The following is a 17,220-nucleotide window of genomic DNA, read 5'->3' on the forward strand; positions in this document are numbered from 1 at the left end:
TCCGTGCGCCTGTCCGCCCGTCTTCTCCCCCTGTCCGCGGTCACCGCGGCCTCCGCCCTGCTGCTCACCGGGTGTTTCTCGGAATCCGCCTCGGACGATTCCGCGGGCGGCGACGGCAAGCGCGTACGCATCGCGATGATGAACCCGCCGCGCTCCGGGCTGTCACCACTGTCCGACGACGCGTTCAAGCTGTCGCGCTGGTCGACCGCCGAGACGCTGGTGACACTCGACGCGGACGGCGACGCCGAGCCCGCTCTCGCCACCAAGTGGCAGCAGAGCGGCCGGACTTGGACGTTCGGGATACGGGAAGGCGTCACCTTCCACGACGGTACGAAGCTCACCGCCGAGTCCGTCGTCAGGTCGCTCACCAAGGCCGCGACCGCCTCCCCCAAGCCGCGCATCCTCGACGGCGTCGACCTGACGGTGAAGGCCGACGGCGACTCGGTCGCCGTCACCACCGGCACCGAGGACCCGCTCGTCCCGCAGCGGCTGAGCTCGCCGCAGCTGTCGATCCTGGCGGCGAAGGCGTACCGCGGGAAGACCGTCAGCCCGGTCGGCGCGGGCACCGGCCCCTTCGAGCTGACGAAGGTGAACGGCACGTCGTCGGCGACCCTCGACCGCTACGACGACTACTGGGGCGACACGGCCAAGTCCCCGGGTATCGACGTGAAGTTCGTGCCGGACGGCACCGCCCGCGCGGCCACCCTGCGCAGCGGCGAGGCCGACGTCGTCGAGGCGGTTCCGGTGTCGCAGGCCGCGCTGCTCGACAAGGAACTGGTCACCGAGGTGCCGATGCCGCGCACCAACACCCTGTACCTGAACACCGGGAGCGGCCCGTTCAAGGACGCCTCCCTCAGGGCCGCCGCCCGCGAGGCCCTCGACGCCGAGTCGATCGTCAAGGGCGTGTACGAGGGCCGCGCGGACGTCGCGAAGGGCCTGCTCGGCCCGGCCCTCCCCTGGGCCGCCGAGCTGCGCAAGCCGGTCTCGCACGCCAAGTCCGGTGATCCGGACGGGAAGACGATCACGATCGGTACGTTCACCGACCGCGCCGAACTGCCGGAGGTGGCCCAGACGCTGCAACAGCAGCTCCAGAAGGCCGGGTTCAAGGTGAAGCTGGACGTCCGCGAGTACGCGAACATCGAATCCGACGCGCTGGCAGGCGAGTTCGACGCCTTCATCCTGTCCCGGGCGACCGTCCTCGACTCGGGCGACCCGGCGGCGTACCTCTACAGCGACTTCGGATCGAAGGGTTCCTTCAACATCTCGCAGCTGTCCGACAAGAAGGTCGACACGGCCCTGGAGAAGGCCGCCGGGACGAAGACCGGTGACGCGCGCCGCCGGGCCGTCGTCGAGGCGGAGGCCGCGGTGCTGGCCACCGACGCCGCGATCCCGATGCTGCACGAGCGTGTGATCCAGGGCGACGCGGCCGGTGTCGTGGACGTCGAGCACGACCCGCGCGAGCGGGCCCTGATCACCGCGGACACGTACGTCAAGTGACGTTCATGGCACGCCTGTTCGCTCCTGGCCGCCGGGCCTCGCTCACGCGGCTCGGCTGCCTCGCCGCGGTTCTCGCCGCCGTCGGACTGCTCCCCTGGCTCTCCGGCCGCGACCCGGCCCTCACCGTCCTGCGCGCCCGCTCGGCCGAACAGGAGGGCACGCCGGAAGCCCTGGCCGCGATCCGCTCCGACCTCGGCCTGGACGCGGGTCCCCTTTCCCTGCTGGGGAGTTGGCTCTCCCGCCTGCCGCGCGGCGACCTCGGCACGTCCTGGGTGTCGGGCACCGACGTCCTGCCGTCGGTCGTCTCCGGACTCCAGGTGTCGCTCGCGCTGATGGGCGCGGCGCTCGGGGTCGCGCTCCTGGTCACCTGCGCGATCGTCGCTCCCGTTCTCGTACGGGGCCGGGGCTCGGCCGGCGCGTTCGCCGCCATGCTCGCCGCACTGCCCGAATTCCTGCTGGCCACGGTCGCGTTGCTGGTGTGCGGGGTGTGGCTGGGCGTCCTGCCGACCTCCGGCTGGCAGGGCCCGCAGTACATGGTGCTGCCCGCCGTCGCACTCGGCGTTCCCGCCGGCGGACTGCTCGGCCGGCTGGTCGCGGACGCGCTGCCGCCCGTGCTCGACGAGCGCTGGGTGGAGCTGTGGCGGGGCGCCGGGGTCATCAGGACACGCATCTCGGCCGCCGCCCTGCGTCGCGTACTGCCGCCCCTGGTACCGCAGTTCGGAATGGTCGCCGTCGGACTGACCGGCGGGGCGGTCGCCGTCGAGACGGTGTTCGCGGTACCGGGCATCGGGCGTACGGCGCTGGGAGCGGCCAAGTCGCAGGACCTGCCGCTGCTTCAGGGGTCGGTTCTCGCGCTGCTCGCCCTCGGTCTCGTCACGGGCGCGGCGGCGGCCGTCGTACGGCGCCGGCTGCTGGGCCCCGCCCTGCGCGACGCGGGGCTGACGCTGCCCGCGGCCCGCCCGGTCCGCGCGCACCCGGCCGTCCCTCTGACGCTCGGGGTCACACTGCTGACCTGCGTCGGCTGGGGGCTGCTGCGCGACCCGTACACGGTGGACACGAGCGCCCGCCTCCAGGCGCCCTCCTGGGCTTATCCCCTCGGCACCGACGGGCTCGGCCGTGACGTGCTGGCGCGGCTCGGGCACGGCGCGGCGTCGACGATCGGCACGGCGACCGCGGTCTGTCTGGCGGGCCTCGTCCTCGCGCTCGTCCTCGGTTTCCTGCCGGCCGTGGCGTCCGGCGCCTCGGACATCGCCAACGCGTTGCCGCCGGTGATCGCGGGCATCCTGGTCGCGGCCGTCGTGGGCCCCGGAACGGGCGGTGCCGCGCTCGCCGTGGCCCTGCTCTCCTGGCCCGCCCTGTCGTCGCACGCGGCGGCACTGGTGCAGGAGGTCCGCGCGTCGACCTTCCTGCTGGCCCAACGGGCCATCGGGGCAAGCCCGTTGTGGATCCTCACCCGTCACGTCCTGCCCTCGGTGGCGGCCCCGGTCACCCGCCACGCCCTCCTGCGCCTCCCCGGCATCGCCCTGGCCCTGGCCTCCCTCGGCTTCCTCGGCCTCGGCGCCCAGCCGCCCGCACCGGAGTGGGGACTCCTCCTGGACGAGTCACGGGCGTACGTGGAACGCGCCCCGTGGGCGGCCCTGGCCCCGGCGGTCGCCCTGGCCCTGCTGGCGGGCCTCGCGGTGTCGTCGGCGGCGTACGCGGAGGCCGGACCAGGCAGAACGGCCGGGCCGCCCCGCTCCGGCCCCCGCTCTCGTTCCCTCTCCCTCTCCCGTGCCGCCTTCTCCACCCTCCGCCCCCGCAAGGAGCCAGCCCGTTGAACCCCGAAGTCCTCCTCTCCGTCCGGGACTTGAACGTCTCCTTCGGCGCGGTCGAAGCCGTACGGGGCCTCTCCTTCGACGTACGCAAGGGCCAAGTCCTCGCCGTGGTGGGCGAGTCGGGCGCGGGCAAGTCCCTGACCGCCCGCACGCTGCTCGGCATGCCACCGCAGGAGGCGACGGTGACGGGCAGCGTGCGGATGGGTCCGTACGAGCTGGTGGGCGCCCCTCGTTCCGTACGCGCCGCCCTCTGGGGCCGCCGTCTCGCCCTCGTTCCGCAGGACGCGCTCTCGGCGCTCTCCCCCGTGCACCGGGTCTCCGACCAACTCGCCGCCGCCGTACGGTCCGTGGACGGGGTCTCCCGCAAGGAGGCGCGGGCCCGGGCGGTGGCCGCGCTGGAGGAGGTCGGCATCCCCGCGGAGCAGACGCGGGCCTACCCGCACGAGTTCTCGGGCGGTATGCGCCAACGGGCCGTCATCGCCATGGCGTTGCTCCACTCCCCCGACCTCGTGATCGCCGACGAACCGACGACGGCCCAGGACCCGGAGACCCAACGCCAGATCCTCGACCTTCTGACCCGCCGCAGCGAGGCCACGGGCACGACGCTGGTCCTGGTGACCCACGACCTCCCCGTGGTCCGCGACCACGCCGACCGAGTACTGGTCATGTACGCGGGCCGCCTGGCCGAGGAGGGCCCGGTGGAGGACGTGTTCACCCGTCCCCGGGCGCCATACACGGCGGGCCTACTGGCATCGGCGCCCCTTCAGGGGCGCGGGGCTGTGACATACCCGGCTCCGCCGCGTGGGCGCGACCAGCCACAACAGACCCGGAGAAGCCGGCTCCCCTCAATCCCCGGCACCCCGCCCAACCCCGCCAGCCTCCCCCGGGGCTGCGCCTTCGCCCCCCGCTGCCCCCTCGCGGACGCACCCCGTTGCCACACGGAGCAGCCGGAGCCGCAATCCCACGACGGCCGAACCGTCGCCTGCCACCGATGGCGCGAACTCCCCGACCACCCCGCCGAGTTGTTCCTGGAGTCGGTGTGAACCCTCTGCTGGACGTACGGGACCTGGTCGTCCGCCACGGGCCCCGTACCACCGTCGACCACGTCTCCTTCGACATCGCCCCCGGCGAAACCCTCGGTCTCATCGGCCCCTCGGGCTGCGGCAAGTCGTCCACGGCCATGGCCGTACTGCAGCTGCGCCGCCCGGACGGCGGTGAAGTATGGTTCGACGACCTTGAGTTGACCTCACTGAACGAGAAGCAGCTGCGCCCGCTCAGACCGGCGATGCAGCCCGTGTTCCAGGACCCGTACGGATCGCTCGGCCCCCGCCACCGCATCCGCGAGGCCATCGCGGAACCCCTGCGCATACAAGGGAGTTGGGACCGGACGACCGGCCCCGAGCGGGTGGCCGAGCTGCTGGAGCAGGTCGGCCTCGACCCGTCACTCGGCGACCGGCGCCCGCACGAACTCTCCGGCGGTCAGTGCCAACGCGCCGGAATCGCCCGCGCGTTGGCCTGCGGGCCGAAGCTCCTGGTGCTCGACGAACCGGTCTCCGCGCTGGACCCGTCCCTGCGCGCGGGCATCCTCAACCTGCTGGCCGAGCTGCAGGATCGCCTCGGCCTCGGCTACCTGTTCATCTGCCACGACATGGCACTCGTACGCCATTTCTGCGACCGTGTCGCGGAGATGCGCCAGGGCAGGATCGTCAGGACGACCCCTCCACCGTAACCGCAGCCGCCGAACCCGCCGCGCCCGCCGGGTCCACGGCCCCCGTCCCCGCCCCCGCCTTCGCGAGGACCTGCCGCAGCCCCTCGGTGAGTTCCTCCGCACTGGCCGCGGTCTCGGGATCGAAGGTCCACTGCGCGATGAGCCCCATCATCAGGGTCATGTAGAACTTGCCCAGCGTGTCGACGTCCCTGTCCGGCACGTCCTCCTCCAGCCCGCCCATCAGCAACGGGACGATGCCCCGCGCCCCTTCGCGCTGGGCCTTGGCGAGGTGGTCGCGCACCCCGGGCACCTTGTCGCCCATGACCACGATCTCCATGCTGAGATGCCACATCGAACCGGGCTTCTGCATGGTCCCGATGACGTTCGACCACACCTCCTGGAACCGCTCCAGGGACCCCGGCTCCGCGCTCGCCGTGGCGGTCCCGCCCGCGTCGAAGTCGTCGGACAGCCCCTCGACGATGGAGACGTAGGCCTCCGCGAGCAGCGCGTCCTTCGAACCGTAGTGGTAGCCGATCGACGCCAGGTTCGTCCCCGACTCCTTGACGATGTCGCGGGCCGTCGTGCGCACGAAGCCCTTCTCCAGCAAGCAGCGCTTGGCGCCTTCGAGCAGATCCTCACGGTGTCCCATGCGACTCAGCGTACCTCCGCGACAGACAATCGTCCCAGACCGACGTCTAATACGAACGTATGGGGCAAATGCTTAATACGCCCGTACATTCCTTCGCATGACGCTGCTCCTGCTGGGCGCGGCGGTACTGGCGGCAGTAACCCTGCGCCAGGTCCGCGTACGCGAATCGGCGTGCGCGGAGCCGGAGAAGGTCCTCGCCTGACGACACGGAGAGGGCCGCCCCTGCCGCCCTTACCCATTCCCGTCCCTGCTCAGGGGCTCCGCCCCCGAACCCCCGCTCCTCAAACGCCGGAGGGGCTGAAACGCGCAGTTCCCCGCGCCCCTTTTAGGGGCGCGGGGAACTGCGCGACCAGCCACGACGCACCCGCAGACGAAAGCCCTTCAGCCCGTCCGGCGTTTGAGGACAAGGCCGTTAGGCCGAAGCGGGGGCCTGGGGGCGGCAGCCCCCAGTGGGTCGGGCAGCCTCAGACCAGGTTGACCGACCGAGCCTGAGTGGCTCCGATCTCCTCGGCCAGCTCAGTAAGCACATTCTGCGGAACCGTGTCGTCCACAGTCAGCACGGCAAGCGCCTCGCCACCCACGTCCGCACGAGCGACCTGCATCCCCGCGATGTTGATGCCCGCCTCGCCGAGGATCCGGCCGAGGGTGCCGACGACACCGGGACGGTCGGTGTAGTTGAGGACGACCATGTGGTCGGCGAGCGCCAGATCCACGTCGTACTCGCCGACCGCGACGATCTTCTGGTGGTGCTTGGGCCCGGCGAGCGTGCCGGAGACCGAGACCTCCTGGCCGTCGCCGAGGGTGCCACGCACGGTCACCACGTTCCGGTGGTCCGAGGACTCCGAGCTCGTGGTCAGCCGCACCTCGACACCGCGCTCCTGCGCGAACAGCGGAGCGTTCACGTACGACACGGTCTCGTCGACGACGTCCTCGAACACGCCCTTGAGCGCGGAGAGTTCGAGAACCTTGACGTCGTGCTGGGTGATCTCGCCGTACACCTCGACGTCGAGACGGACCGCGACCTCGCCCGCGAGGGCGGTGAAGATGCGGCCGAGCTTCTCGGCGAGCGGCAGACCCGGCTTGACGTCCTCGGCGATGACGCCGCCCTGGACGTTCACCGCGTCCGGGACCAGCTCACCGGCGAGCGCGAGGCGCACCGAGCGGGCGACGGAGATACCGGCCTTCTCCTGCGCCTCGTCCGTGGAGGCACCGAGGTGCGGGGTGCAGACGACCTCGTCGAGCTCGAAGAGCGGGGAGTCCGTGCAGGGCTCCTTCGCGTACACGTCGAGGCCGGCGCCGGCGACGCGGCCCTCCTTGAGCGCGGAGTACAGCGCGGCCTCGTCGACGATCCCGCCACGCGCGGCGTTGACGATCCGCACCGACGGCTTGACCTTGTGCAGCGCCTCGTCGCCGATGAGACCGACGGTCTCGGGCGTCTTGGGCAGGTGCACGGTGATGAAGTCGGAGACCTCGAGCAGCTCGTCCAGCGACAGGACCTTGACGCCCATCTGCGCGGCCCGCGCGGGCTGTACGTACGGGTCGTAGGCGACGACCTTCATGCCGAAGGCCGACATGCGCTGGGCGACGAGCGCGCCGATGCGGCCCAGACCCACGACACCGAGGGTCTTCTCCGCGAGCTCGACGCCGGTGTACTTGGAGCGCTTCCACTCACCGTTCTTGAGCGCGGTGTTGGCCTGCGGGATGTGACGCGCGGAGGCCAGGAGCAGACCACAGGCCAGCTCGGCGGCGGTCACGATGTTCGAGGTGGGGGCGTTGACGACCATCACGCCGGCCTTGGTGGCGGCGGAGACGTCGACGTTGTCCAGGCCGACGCCGGCTCGTGCGACGACCTTCAGCTTGCTCGCGGCGGCGATGGCCTCGGCATCGACCTTCGTCGCGGAACGGATCAGGATCGCGTCGACGTCGGCGATGGCGGGCAGCAGTTCGGCGCGGTCCGCGCCGTTCGCGTGCCGGATCTCGAAGTCCGGGCCCAGGGCGTCGACGGTCGCGGGCGACAGCTCTTCAGCGATGAGTACGACAGGTTTCGAGCTCACGTGAGTCCTCACAGGTCCAATGCGGACGGCCGTCCCGACGGCCGCATGCGGTGGAGGGGTTGCCGCGTGGAAGACGCACGACGCTGTGGGCCCGACGCGTATTTAGTGGAGCAGTCTAGTGGCGGCGCGGTGCTGTTCTTACGCCTCCGCAGAAGGATCACCCGCACGTGGATAATCCAGCCCCTGGGGGTCCCCCCACGCCCTTAAGGCAGTGGGGGAGTTTGAGGAGCGGGGTCCGGGGCGGAGCCCCGAGGCGTTGCCCGAGGCAGGCGGTAAGACCGTGGCGCCGGGCAACCCCGACACCACGGCCGAACCGACGGAGTCACTCGTCGTCGTTGACCCACGACATGAGCTTGCGCAGCTCCTTGCCGGTCGTCTCCAGGAGGGACTCGGCATCCTGCTGCTTGTACTCGTTGTACTTCTTCAGACCACCGTGGTACTCGTCCATCCACTGCTGGGCGAACGTGCCGTCCTGGATCTCGCCCAGGACCTTCTTCATCTCGGCCTTGGTGGCGTCCGTGATGATGCGGGGACCGGTGATGTAGTCGCCCCACTCGGCGGTCTCGGAGACCGACCAGCGCATCTTCTCCAGGCCGCCCTCGTACATGAGGTCCACGATCAGCTTCAGCTCGTGGAGGCACTCGAAGTACGCGATCTCCGGCTGGTAGCCGGCCTCGGTCAGCGTCTCGAAACCGGCCTTGACCAGCGCGGCCGTACCACCGCAGAGAACGGCCTGCTCACCGAACAGGTCGGTCTCGGTCTCCTCGGTGAAGGTCGTCTTGATGACGCCCGCACGCGTGCCACCGATGCCCTTGGCGTACGAGAGCGCCAGCGGGAAGCCACTGCCGGTCGCGTCCTGCTCGACGGCCGCGATACACGGAACGCCGCGGCCCTCCTCGTACTGGCGGCGGACCAGGTGGCCCGGGCCCTTCGGGGCGACCATGCAGACGTCGATGCCGGCCGGCGGCTTGATGAAGCCGAAGCGGATGTTCAGGCCGTGCCCGAAGAACAGCGCGTCGCCGTCGTTGAGGTTGTCCTTGATGGACTCCTCGTACACCTGGGCCTGGATCGGGTCCGGGACGAGGATCATGATGACGTCGGCCTCGGCGGCCGCCTCCGACGGGGTCACCACGCGCAGGCCCTGCTCCTCGGCCTTCGCCTTGGACTTGGAGCCCTCGTGCAGACCGACCCGGACGTCGACACCCGAGTCACGGAGCGACAGCGCGTGGGCGTGGCCCTGGCTGCCGTAGCCGATGACCGCGACCTTGCGGCCCTGGATGATGGACAGGTCGGCGTCGTCGTCGTAGAACAGCTCGGCCACTGGGTTCTCTCCTATGTGTGCTGGGTGTTGCGTCCCACCGTACGGCGGGAGGGGGAAGGGAGGTTTCGGGGTCTCGGAATACGGGCGCGTACGACTTCGCGTACGCGCCGCAGGAGCCCTACGCGGACCGGTCGAGGGCGCGCAGCGAACGGTCGGTGATCGACCGGGCGCCGCGGCCGATGGCGATCGTGCCGGACTGGACGAGCTCCTTGATGCCGAACGGCTCCAGCATCTTGAGCATGGCCTCCAGCTTCTCGCTGCCGCCGGTGGCCTCGATGGTGACGGCCTCCGGGGAGACGTCCACGGTCTTGGCGCGGAACAGCTGGACGATCTCGACGATCTGGGAGCGCGTCTCGTTGTCGGCGCGCACCTTCACCAGAACGAGTTCGCGCTGAACCGCGGAACCCGGCTCCAGTTCGACGATCTTCAGCACGTTGACGAGCTTGTTGAGCTGCTTGGTGACCTGTTCGAGGGGGAGTTCCTCAATCACGTTCACCACGATCGTGATGCGGGAGATGTCGGGGTGCTCGGTGACGCCGACGGCGAGCGAGTCGATGTTGAACCCGCGGCGGGAGAACAGGGCCGTGATCCGGGCGAGGACACCGGGCTTGTTCTCCACCAGGACGGAGAGCGTGTGCTTGGACATGATCTGCTTCCTTTACCTACGGCTCTCAGTCGTCTTCGTTGTCGCCGAAGTCGGGGCGGACGTCCCGGGCGAACATGACCTCGTCGTTGGAGGTGCCGGCGGCGACCATCGGCCACACCATGGCGTCCTCGTGCACGATGAAGTCGATCACGACGGGACGGTCGTTGATCGAGTTCGCCTCTTCGATGCACTTGTCGAGGTCGTCCGGCGACTCGCAGCGGATCGCGTAGCAGCCCATGGCCTCCGACAGCTTCACGAAGTCGGGGACGCGGGTGCCGGCACTCGGCTGCTTGCCGTCCGCCTCGGGGCCGGAGTGCAGCACGGTGTTGGAGTACCGCTGGTTGTAGAAGAGGGTCTGCCACTGGCGGACCATCCCGAGGGCGCCGTTGTTGATGATGGCGACCTTGATCGGGATGTTGTTCAGGGCGCAGGTGGTGAGCTCCTGATTGGTCATCTGGAAGCAGCCGTCGCCGTCGATCGCCCAGACCGTACGGTCCGGGGCGCCGGCCTTGGCACCCATCGCGGCCGGGACCGCGTACCCCATCGTCCCGGCGCCGCCCGAGTTCAGCCAGGTCGCGGGCTTCTCGTACTGGATGTAGTGCGCGGCCCACATCTGGTGCTGGCCGACGCCCGCCGCGAAGATCGTGCCCTCCGGGGCGAGCTGTCCGACGCGCTCGATGACCTGCTGGGGCGAGAGCGAGCCGTTGTCCGGCTGGTCGTAGCCCAGGGGGTACGTCTCGCGCCAGCGGTTGAGGTCCTTCCACCAGGCGGTGTAGTCGCCCCGGTGACCCTCGCTGTGCTCCTTCTGCACCGCCTGCACCAGGTCGGCCAGGACCTCGCGGGCGTCTCCGACGATCGGCACGTCGGCGGCGCGGTTCTTGCCGATCTCGGCCGGGTCGATGTCGGCGTGGACGATCTTGGCGTACGGGGCGAAGCTGTCCAGCTTGCCGGTGACGCGGTCGTCGAAGCGGGCTCCGAGGGCGACGATCAGGTCGGCCTTCTGCAGCGCGGTGACGGCGGTGACCGCACCGTGCATGCCCGGCATTCCCACGTGCAGCTCGTGACTGTCGGGGAATGCGCCGAGCGCCATCAGTGTGGTGGTGACGGGCGCTCCGGTGAGTTCTGCGAGGACCTTCAGCTCGGCGGTGGCACCGGCCTTGAGGACTCCGCCGCCGACGTACAGGACGGGCCGCCTGGCCTGGGTGATCAGCCGGGCGGCCTCGCGGATCTGCTTGGCGTGCGGCTTGGTCACCGGTCGGTAGCCGGGCAGGTCCTGGGCGGGCGGCCACTGGAAGGTGGTGCGCGCCTGGAGGGCGTCCTTGGCGATGTCGACCAGGACAGGACCCGGGCGGCCGGTGGAGGCGATGTGGAAGGCCTCCGCGATCGTCCGCGGGATGTCCTCCGCCTTGGTGACGAGGAAGTTGTGCTTGGTGATCGGCATCGTGATGCCGACGATGTCCGCCTCCTGGAAGGCGTCCGTACCGATCGCCTTGGACGCGACCTGGCCGGTGATCGCCACGAGCGGCACCGAGTCCATGTGCGCGTCGGCGATCGGGGTCACCAGGTTGGTGGCGCCCGGGCCGCTGGTCGCCATGCAGACGCCGACCTTGCCGGTGGCCTGCGCGTAACCGGTGGCCGCGTGGCCCGCGCCCTGCTCGTGGCGGACGAGCACGTGGCGCACCCGCCGGGAGTCCATCAGCGGGTCGTAGGCCGGAAGGATCGCACCGCCGGGAATGCCGAATACCGTCTCGGCCCCGACCTCCTCGAGAGAACGGATGAGGGACTGCGCTCCCGTCACCTGCTCGGGGGCGGACTGCTGTCCTCCGGAACGGGGCCGCGGCTGCGGGTGGTGGGCCCCGGTGGCCTGCTCGGTCATCGGCATTCTCTTCTCGATGCTGAGGGTTTTTGCGAGGTTTGTGCGGTGTTCAGTTGCTGCTCGACAGGCACCTGTGCAACAAAAAACCCCTCGTGCCGTGAGGCAAGCGAGGGGAGCGCGCCGGGTGCGGTCGCTGGGAGTTCCGGGTCATCGATCCGGTGCTTCCCAGCTCAGCCGACGCGCTTTCCAAGTACGAGAATTCGGGTGCGCATGGCACAGACCCTCCCCCCGGCACGCAGTGCGTGTCAAGTGGGTGGGACGGGAGTCTCATCATGTGAGCGGAGGGCCGTACCGGTTCCGTACGAGGCCGAGGACACTCCGGCCACGTACGCGCTCGTGCTCCCACCTGCGTAGACACCGCTGCTGCCGCCTCCCACGAAGATCGGTTCGACGGGGCCGTGGGGCACGGGGTAGGCGCCGGCCGCGAGCGCGCGGCGCAGTCGGTACTCGTCCAGCGGTCCGGAGAACGCGTTGCCCTGTCCGTGTGTGCAGCCCATCGAGCGCAGGGCGATCACCTGCTCGGGCAGGTCCACGCCGGCGGCCACGGTCTGCAGGCCCAGGTCGTTCGCGATACGCAGCAGCCCACTGGTGATCTTGTGGAGCCGGGCGGACTCGACGACACCTTCCACCAGACCGCGATCCAGTTTCAGTATGTCGACGGGGAGGCGGCGCAGTGCGGTGATCGTGGCGTAGCCGTTGCCGAAGCCGTCCAGGGCGATCCGGACGCCCAGCCGCCTGAGTGCGTTGAGGCGGCGCTCCAGCTCGTCGAGGGAGATCTTGGGATCGGTTTCGGCCAGTTCGATGATGAGGGCACCGGACGGCAGGCCGTGCCGGGTCAGCAGGGCCTCTACGGAACCCAGGGGCATGGACCGGTCGAGGAGCCGGCGGGCGGTCATCCGGACGGCGACGGGCACGGCGAGCCCCGTGGCGGCACGCTCGGCGGCCTGCTCGACGGCCTCCTCCAGCATCCAGCGGCCCAGCTCGGCGGTGCGGTCGCTGTCCTCGGCGACGCGCAGGAACTCGGCGGGGGTGAACAGCACGCCCTGGGCCGAACGCCAGCGTGCCTGGGCCGCGACCGCCGTGATCCGGCCGGTGTCGAGGGACACCACCGGCTGGTGCAGCAGCGCGAACTCGCCGTCGTGCAGGGCGGCCCGCAGCCGGGTGGCCAGCTGGGCCTTCCGTACGACGTCCTGCTGCATCTGTGGCGCGTACAGCTCGACGCGGCCCTTGCCCGCGGCCTTCGCGCGGTACATCGCGAGGTCGGCGTTGCGCAGCAGCTCGCCCGCGCCGAGGCCGGGTTCGGAGAAGGCGACACCGATGGAGGCGGCGACGCGGACATCGTTGCCGTCGATGGTGTACGGCTGCGAGAGGGTCACGCGCAGCCGGTCGGCGAGTTCGAAGATCTGGTGCTCGCGCGCGGTGCGGTCGCGGCCGCCGTCGCCGACGATCAGGGCCGCGAACTCGTCGCCGCCCAGGCGGGAGGCGGTGTCGCTCTGCCGGACGGCGTCCTGGAGTCTGCGGGCGGCCTGGACGAGCAGTTCGTCGCCGGCCTGGTGCCCGATGGTGTCGTTGACGGCCTTGAAGCCGTCGAGGTCGATGAAGAGGACCGCGGTGCCGCGGTCGGAGGACCGACGGCCGGAAAGCGCCTGTCCGACGCGCTTGGTGAACAGGGCGCGGTTGGGCAGGTCGGTGAGCGGGTCGTGCTCGGCGTTGTGCTGCAACTGGGCCTGGAGGCGGACCCGCTCGGTCACGTCACGGCTGTTGAAGATGAGGCCGCCGTGGTGGCGGTTGACGGTCGACTCGACATTGAGCCAGCCTCCCCCGCCGCCGGACCTGAAGCGGCACTCGATGCGGGTGGTGGGTTCCTCGGCGGGGCTGGCGGCGAGGAAGCGGCGCACCTCGTGCACCACACAGCCCAGGTCCTCCGGGTGGATCAGTGTGGCGAGTTCGGAGCCGACCAGTTCTTCGGCGGGCTGTCCGTAGACCCCGGCCGCGGCCGGGCTGACGTACCGGAGGATGCCGTTCGGAGCGGCGATCATGATGACGTCGCTGGAGCCCTGCACCAGGGAGCGGAAGTGGTTCTCCTGCTGGGCCAGCTCCTGGGTGAGGGTGATGTTGTCGACGAGCATGATGCCCTGGCGCACGACGAGGGCGAGCACGACCGTGCCGCCGGTGACGAGCACCACGCGGTCGACGCTGCGGCCGTTGAGCACGTTGTAGAGAATGCCCAGTGTGCAGACGGCGGCGGCCAGGTAGGGAGTGAGTGCCGCCAGTGAACTGCTGATGGGCCGGCTGGCCGGATACCGACTGTGACCTCCTTCCTGGAGGGGCACGTGTGCCGGTTGTCCCTGCCGGGGCCCGGGCACGTAGCCGTACACCACGCGCGTGTGCCCCTCTTCTTCCGTGTGTCCGTGTCGTTGCCCCACCCAGGGGGCGTATGCGAGTAGTAGTGATCCGGCGAACCAGCCCGCGTCGAGCAGTTGCCCGGAGCGGTAGTCGTTGTGCATCAGGGGCGAGGTGAACAGGGCGTCGCACATGACCGTCAGGGCCAGGGCGCCGATCGCGGTGTTCACCGCCGAGCGGTTCACCGCCGAGCGCCTGAAGTGCAGTGCGAGCACCATGCTCACCAGGGCGATGTCCAGCAGCGGGTACGCGAGCGACAGCGCGGTGTGCGGGACGCTCGGACCCTCCGCCTTCGCCGCCTGGGCGAGCGCGAGGCTCCAGGAGAGCGTGAGCAGCGAGCCGCCGATCAGCCAGGCGTCCAGGGCCAGACAGACCCAGCCGGCCTTGCTCACCGGCCGTTTGGCGAGGACGAGCAGTCCCACGATGGCCGGTGGCGCGAAGCACAGGAAGAACAGGTCGGCGTAGCTCGGGCTGGGCACCGGGGCGTCCAGTACGACCTCGTACCAGCCCCAGACGAGGTTGCCCGCCGCCGCCATGGCGGAGGAGAGCGCGAAGAGCAGCCATGCGGGTCGAAAGCGGCTGCGACGGGTGCGGGCGCAGAGGAAGCAGGAGACGGCCGCGGTGGCGGCCGCCGCGCTGAGCCCGAAGTCGCCCATGATCAGGGCGAGTCGCGGTGAGCCCCAGCCGAGCGCGGAACCGACGGCGTATCCCGCGCACACGAGGGCCAGCACGAGCTGCGGTACGAGACCCGCTCCGCCCCCGGCGACCGGACGACGGGCCGGCAGAACCGCCGGGGAGCTCACTGTGTCTCTCCGGTCCGTGCCGCCCCCGAGTCCCTCTGGTCCCGGCGTGCCGGATGTGCGTGCCTCCTGCGACCGCCGGGCCTTCGGTGGTGATGACCGCTGTGACCGCGTCTGTGCGTCGGTACGCGCCAGGGTCGCCGTCGGCGGCCCCGCCGCGTCGGATCATTGGTCCATAGACCATGCATCGCCCGTCGCCCCCCTCGCTCTTGCTGTCTGTCGATCCCCGGCGCCGAACGTGCGCGGCGCAGCCCCTGTCGGGACGATACACCAGTCTCGTCACTCAGGGACATAGTCTCTCTACGCTCCGTGACGACCAGCGGGAATACGGGCACGGACCGCATTCGGGGAACTGCGGAGGGTGCCCGTCGGGGCGCGGCCGAGGGTGGAGGAGGACTAGGAGCCCGTCGTAAGGACCACGTTCCGCAGCGGCTCCCGGTTCACGAAACGGTTCAACTGGTCGCCCAGGAGCCGCTTGGCACGCGGGAAGAACGCGGAGGTCGGGCCTCCCACGTGGGGGCTGATGAGGACGCCCGGCGCATGCCACAAGGGGTGCCCCGGGGGCAGCGGTTCGGGATCGGTGACATCCAGGGCGGCCATGATCCGGCCGCTCTCCAGCTCGGCGAGGAGCGCCTTGGTGTCGACGACTCCGCCGCGCGCGACGTTCACGAGCAGGGCGCCGTCCTTCATCCGGGCCAGGAAGTCGGCCCCTGCCAGGCCCTTCGTCTGCTCGGTGAGGGGCGTGATGAGCACCACCACATCGGCCTCCGGGAGAAGTTCGGGCAAGGCGGTGATCGGATGCACTGGGCCGCGCGCCGTCTCGCGTGCGGAGCGCGCGACGCGCGCCACCCGCGCGAGTTCGAAGGGAACGAGCCGGTCCTCGATGGCCGAACCGACCGCTCCGTAGCCGACGATCAGTACGGACTTGTCGGCGAGAGCGGGACGGAATCCGGACCGCCACTCCTCGCTGTCCTGCCCACGGACGAAGTCGGGGATGCCTCGCAGCGAGGAGAGGATCAGAGTGAGGGTGAGTTCGGCGGTGCTCGCGTCGTGCACCCCGCGCGCGTTGCACAACTGCACGCCCTCGGGGAGCAGTTGCAGGCCCGGCTGTACGTGGTCGATACCGGCGGACAGGGTCTGCACGACCTGGACGGACGTCATTTCGGCCAGGGGTCGCACCGAGATGTCGCTGCCCTTCATGTAGGGCACGACATAGAAGGCGCAGTCGGCGGGATCGGCGGGAAACTCCTGCTCACCGTTCCAGTAGCGGTAGTTGGGGCCGTCGGGGAGGCCGTCGAGGTCGTCTGCGTGAAAGGGAAGCCACACTTCGTACGTCATGGTCAGGAGGCTATGCGAAGCGCCTGGGGACGCAGAGGTTAGTTTGGGGTGCCAGGAAAGGGAGGGCACGGCCAGGTGGAGCGCAGGACGATCGGGGCGGCGGCGCTCGAGGTGGGGGCTGTCGGCCTCGGGTGCATGCCGATGAGCTGGGCGTACTCGGGTTCGCGGCAGCGGGGCGACGAGTCGCTGCGGACCGTGCACGCGGCCCTCGACCGGGGTGCGACGCTCCTGGACACCGCCGACATGTACGGACCGTTCACCAACGAGCTGCTGGTGGGACGGGCACTGAAGGAGCGGCGTTCCGAGGCCTTCGTGTCGACCAAGGTCGGCCTCCTGGTGGGCGAACAGCACATCGTGGCCAATGGCCGCCCCGGCTATGTGAAGCGGGCGTGCGACGCCTCCCTGCGACGCCTCCAGACGGACGTCATCGACCTGTACCAGCTGCACCGCGCGGACCCGGAGATACCCGTCGAGGAGACATGGGGCGCGATGGCGGAGCTCGTCTCGGCCGGCAAGGTGCGGGCGCTCGGGCTGTGCGCTGTGGGCGCGCGTTCCCACCGCCGTTCGGGAGCCCGGCTGCACGACGGAACGATCCGCCAGCTGGAGCGGGTGCAGCAGGTCTTCCCGGTGAGCACGGTGGAGGCCGAGCTGTCCGTGTGGTCGCCGGAGGCGCTGGAGGGTCTGCTGCCGTGGTGCGAGGCGCGCGGCATCGGCTTCCTGGCGGCGATGCCGCTCGGCAACGGCTTCCTGACCGGGACGCTCACACCCGGCGAGGGCTTCGAACCCGACGACGTACGGGCCCGGCACCCCCGCTTCACCGCCGAGATGATGGCCGCGAACCAGCCGATCGTCGCCGGTCTGCGGCGCATAGCCGCCCGGCACTCGGCGCAGGGAGCGGACGTCACTCCCGCGCAGGTGGCGCTCGCGTGGGTGCTCGCGCGAGGGCGGCACGTGGTGCCGGTGCCGGGGACCAAGCGGGAGTGCTGGGCCGCGGAGAACGCGGGGGCGGCCGGGCTGCGTCTGACCACGGAGGATCTCGCGGAGGTGGCGGGGCTGCCTTCGGCACGGGGATCCTGGGACTGAGCCGTATGGTTCACGGTGCCCGGCGTTTCGA

General features: G+C 70.5%; 12 protein-coding genes. 5 read left to right on the plus strand and 7 right to left on the minus strand.

From position 1 onward, the window contains the following. Window positions 1-3: 3 nt before the first annotated feature. Genes OG718_RS18710 through OG718_RS18725 form a run of 4 tightly spaced genes read left to right on the plus strand, consistent with a single transcriptional unit; the run spans window position 4 to window position 5,040 of the window. Window positions 4-1,497, plus strand: coding sequence for an ABC transporter substrate-binding protein (locus OG718_RS18710; RefSeq protein WP_306937742.1), 1,494 nt, complete (start codon window positions 4-6; stop codon window positions 1,495-1,497). A 5-nt stretch (window positions 1,498-1,502) separates the two neighbouring features. Beyond that, a complete protein-coding gene (locus OG718_RS18715) occupies window positions 1,503-3,314 on the plus strand; it encodes an ABC transporter permease subunit (protein ID WP_328844640.1) in 1,812 nt (603 codons plus the stop codon). Continuing rightward, window positions 3,311-4,354: an ABC transporter ATP-binding protein gene (locus tag OG718_RS18720; protein WP_328844641.1), complete on the plus strand. Its 1,044-nt coding sequence runs from the start codon at window positions 3,311-3,313 to the stop codon at window positions 4,352-4,354. The genes OG718_RS18715 and OG718_RS18720 overlap by 4 nt, the downstream gene beginning before the upstream one ends. Beyond that, window positions 4,351-5,040 (plus strand): ABC transporter ATP-binding protein, encoded by a 690-nt coding sequence (locus OG718_RS18725; RefSeq protein ID WP_328844642.1) that lies wholly within the window; start codon window positions 4,351-4,353, stop codon window positions 5,038-5,040. The genes OG718_RS18720 and OG718_RS18725 overlap by 4 nt, the downstream gene beginning before the upstream one ends. On the opposite strand, the gene OG718_RS18730 is transcribed toward OG718_RS18725, so the two are convergent. The 7 genes from OG718_RS18730 to OG718_RS18760 all read right to left on the minus strand — a co-directional run bounded on the left by OG718_RS18730 (window position 5,018) and on the right by OG718_RS18760 (window position 16,106). Further along, window positions 5,018-5,668, minus strand: a complete 651-nt coding sequence (locus OG718_RS18730; RefSeq protein ID WP_328844643.1) for a TetR/AcrR family transcriptional regulator — start codon at window positions 5,666-5,668, stop codon at window positions 5,018-5,020. The genes OG718_RS18725 and OG718_RS18730 overlap by 23 nt on opposite strands. A 464-nt stretch (window positions 5,669-6,132) precedes the next feature. Then, window positions 6,133-7,722, minus strand: coding sequence for a phosphoglycerate dehydrogenase (gene serA / locus OG718_RS18735; protein WP_143640587.1), 1,590 nt, complete (start codon window positions 7,720-7,722; stop codon window positions 6,133-6,135). 322 nt (window positions 7,723-8,044) lie between these two features. Further along, window positions 8,045-9,043, minus strand: a complete 999-nt coding sequence (gene ilvC, locus OG718_RS18740; protein ID WP_306937747.1) for a ketol-acid reductoisomerase — start codon at window positions 9,041-9,043, stop codon at window positions 8,045-8,047. Window positions 9,044-9,161: 118 nt separating this feature from the next. Continuing rightward, window positions 9,162-9,689: an acetolactate synthase small subunit gene (gene ilvN, locus OG718_RS18745; RefSeq protein WP_055615062.1), complete on the minus strand. Its 528-nt coding sequence runs from the start codon at window positions 9,687-9,689 to the stop codon at window positions 9,162-9,164. Window positions 9,690-9,714: 25 nt separating this feature from the next. Continuing rightward, complete coding sequence (locus OG718_RS18750) at window positions 9,715-11,571, minus strand: acetolactate synthase large subunit (RefSeq protein WP_143640585.1); 1,857 nt, start codon at window positions 11,569-11,571, stop codon at window positions 9,715-9,717. Window positions 11,572-11,810: 239 nt separating this feature from the next. Then, complete coding sequence (locus OG718_RS18755) at window positions 11,811-14,771, minus strand: putative bifunctional diguanylate cyclase/phosphodiesterase (protein ID WP_328844644.1); 2,961 nt, start codon at window positions 14,769-14,771, stop codon at window positions 11,811-11,813. A gap of 393 nt (window positions 14,772-15,164) precedes the next feature. Further along, window positions 15,165-16,106: a 2-hydroxyacid dehydrogenase gene (locus OG718_RS18760; protein WP_143640583.1), complete on the minus strand. Its 942-nt coding sequence runs from the start codon at window positions 16,104-16,106 to the stop codon at window positions 15,165-15,167. Window positions 16,107-16,181: 75 nt separating this feature from the next. Here OG718_RS18760 and OG718_RS18765 point away from each other — a divergent pair, with 75 nt between their 5' ends. Then, window positions 16,182-17,189 (plus strand): aldo/keto reductase, encoded by a 1,008-nt coding sequence (locus OG718_RS18765; RefSeq protein ID WP_306937750.1) that lies wholly within the window; start codon window positions 16,182-16,184, stop codon window positions 17,187-17,189. Window positions 17,190-17,220: the final 31 nt, after the last annotated feature.

The sequence above is a fragment of the Streptomyces sp. NBC_00258 genome, from assembly GCF_036182465.1.
In the GTDB taxonomy this organism is placed as follows: Bacteria; Actinomycetota; Actinomycetes; order Streptomycetales; family Streptomycetaceae; genus Streptomyces.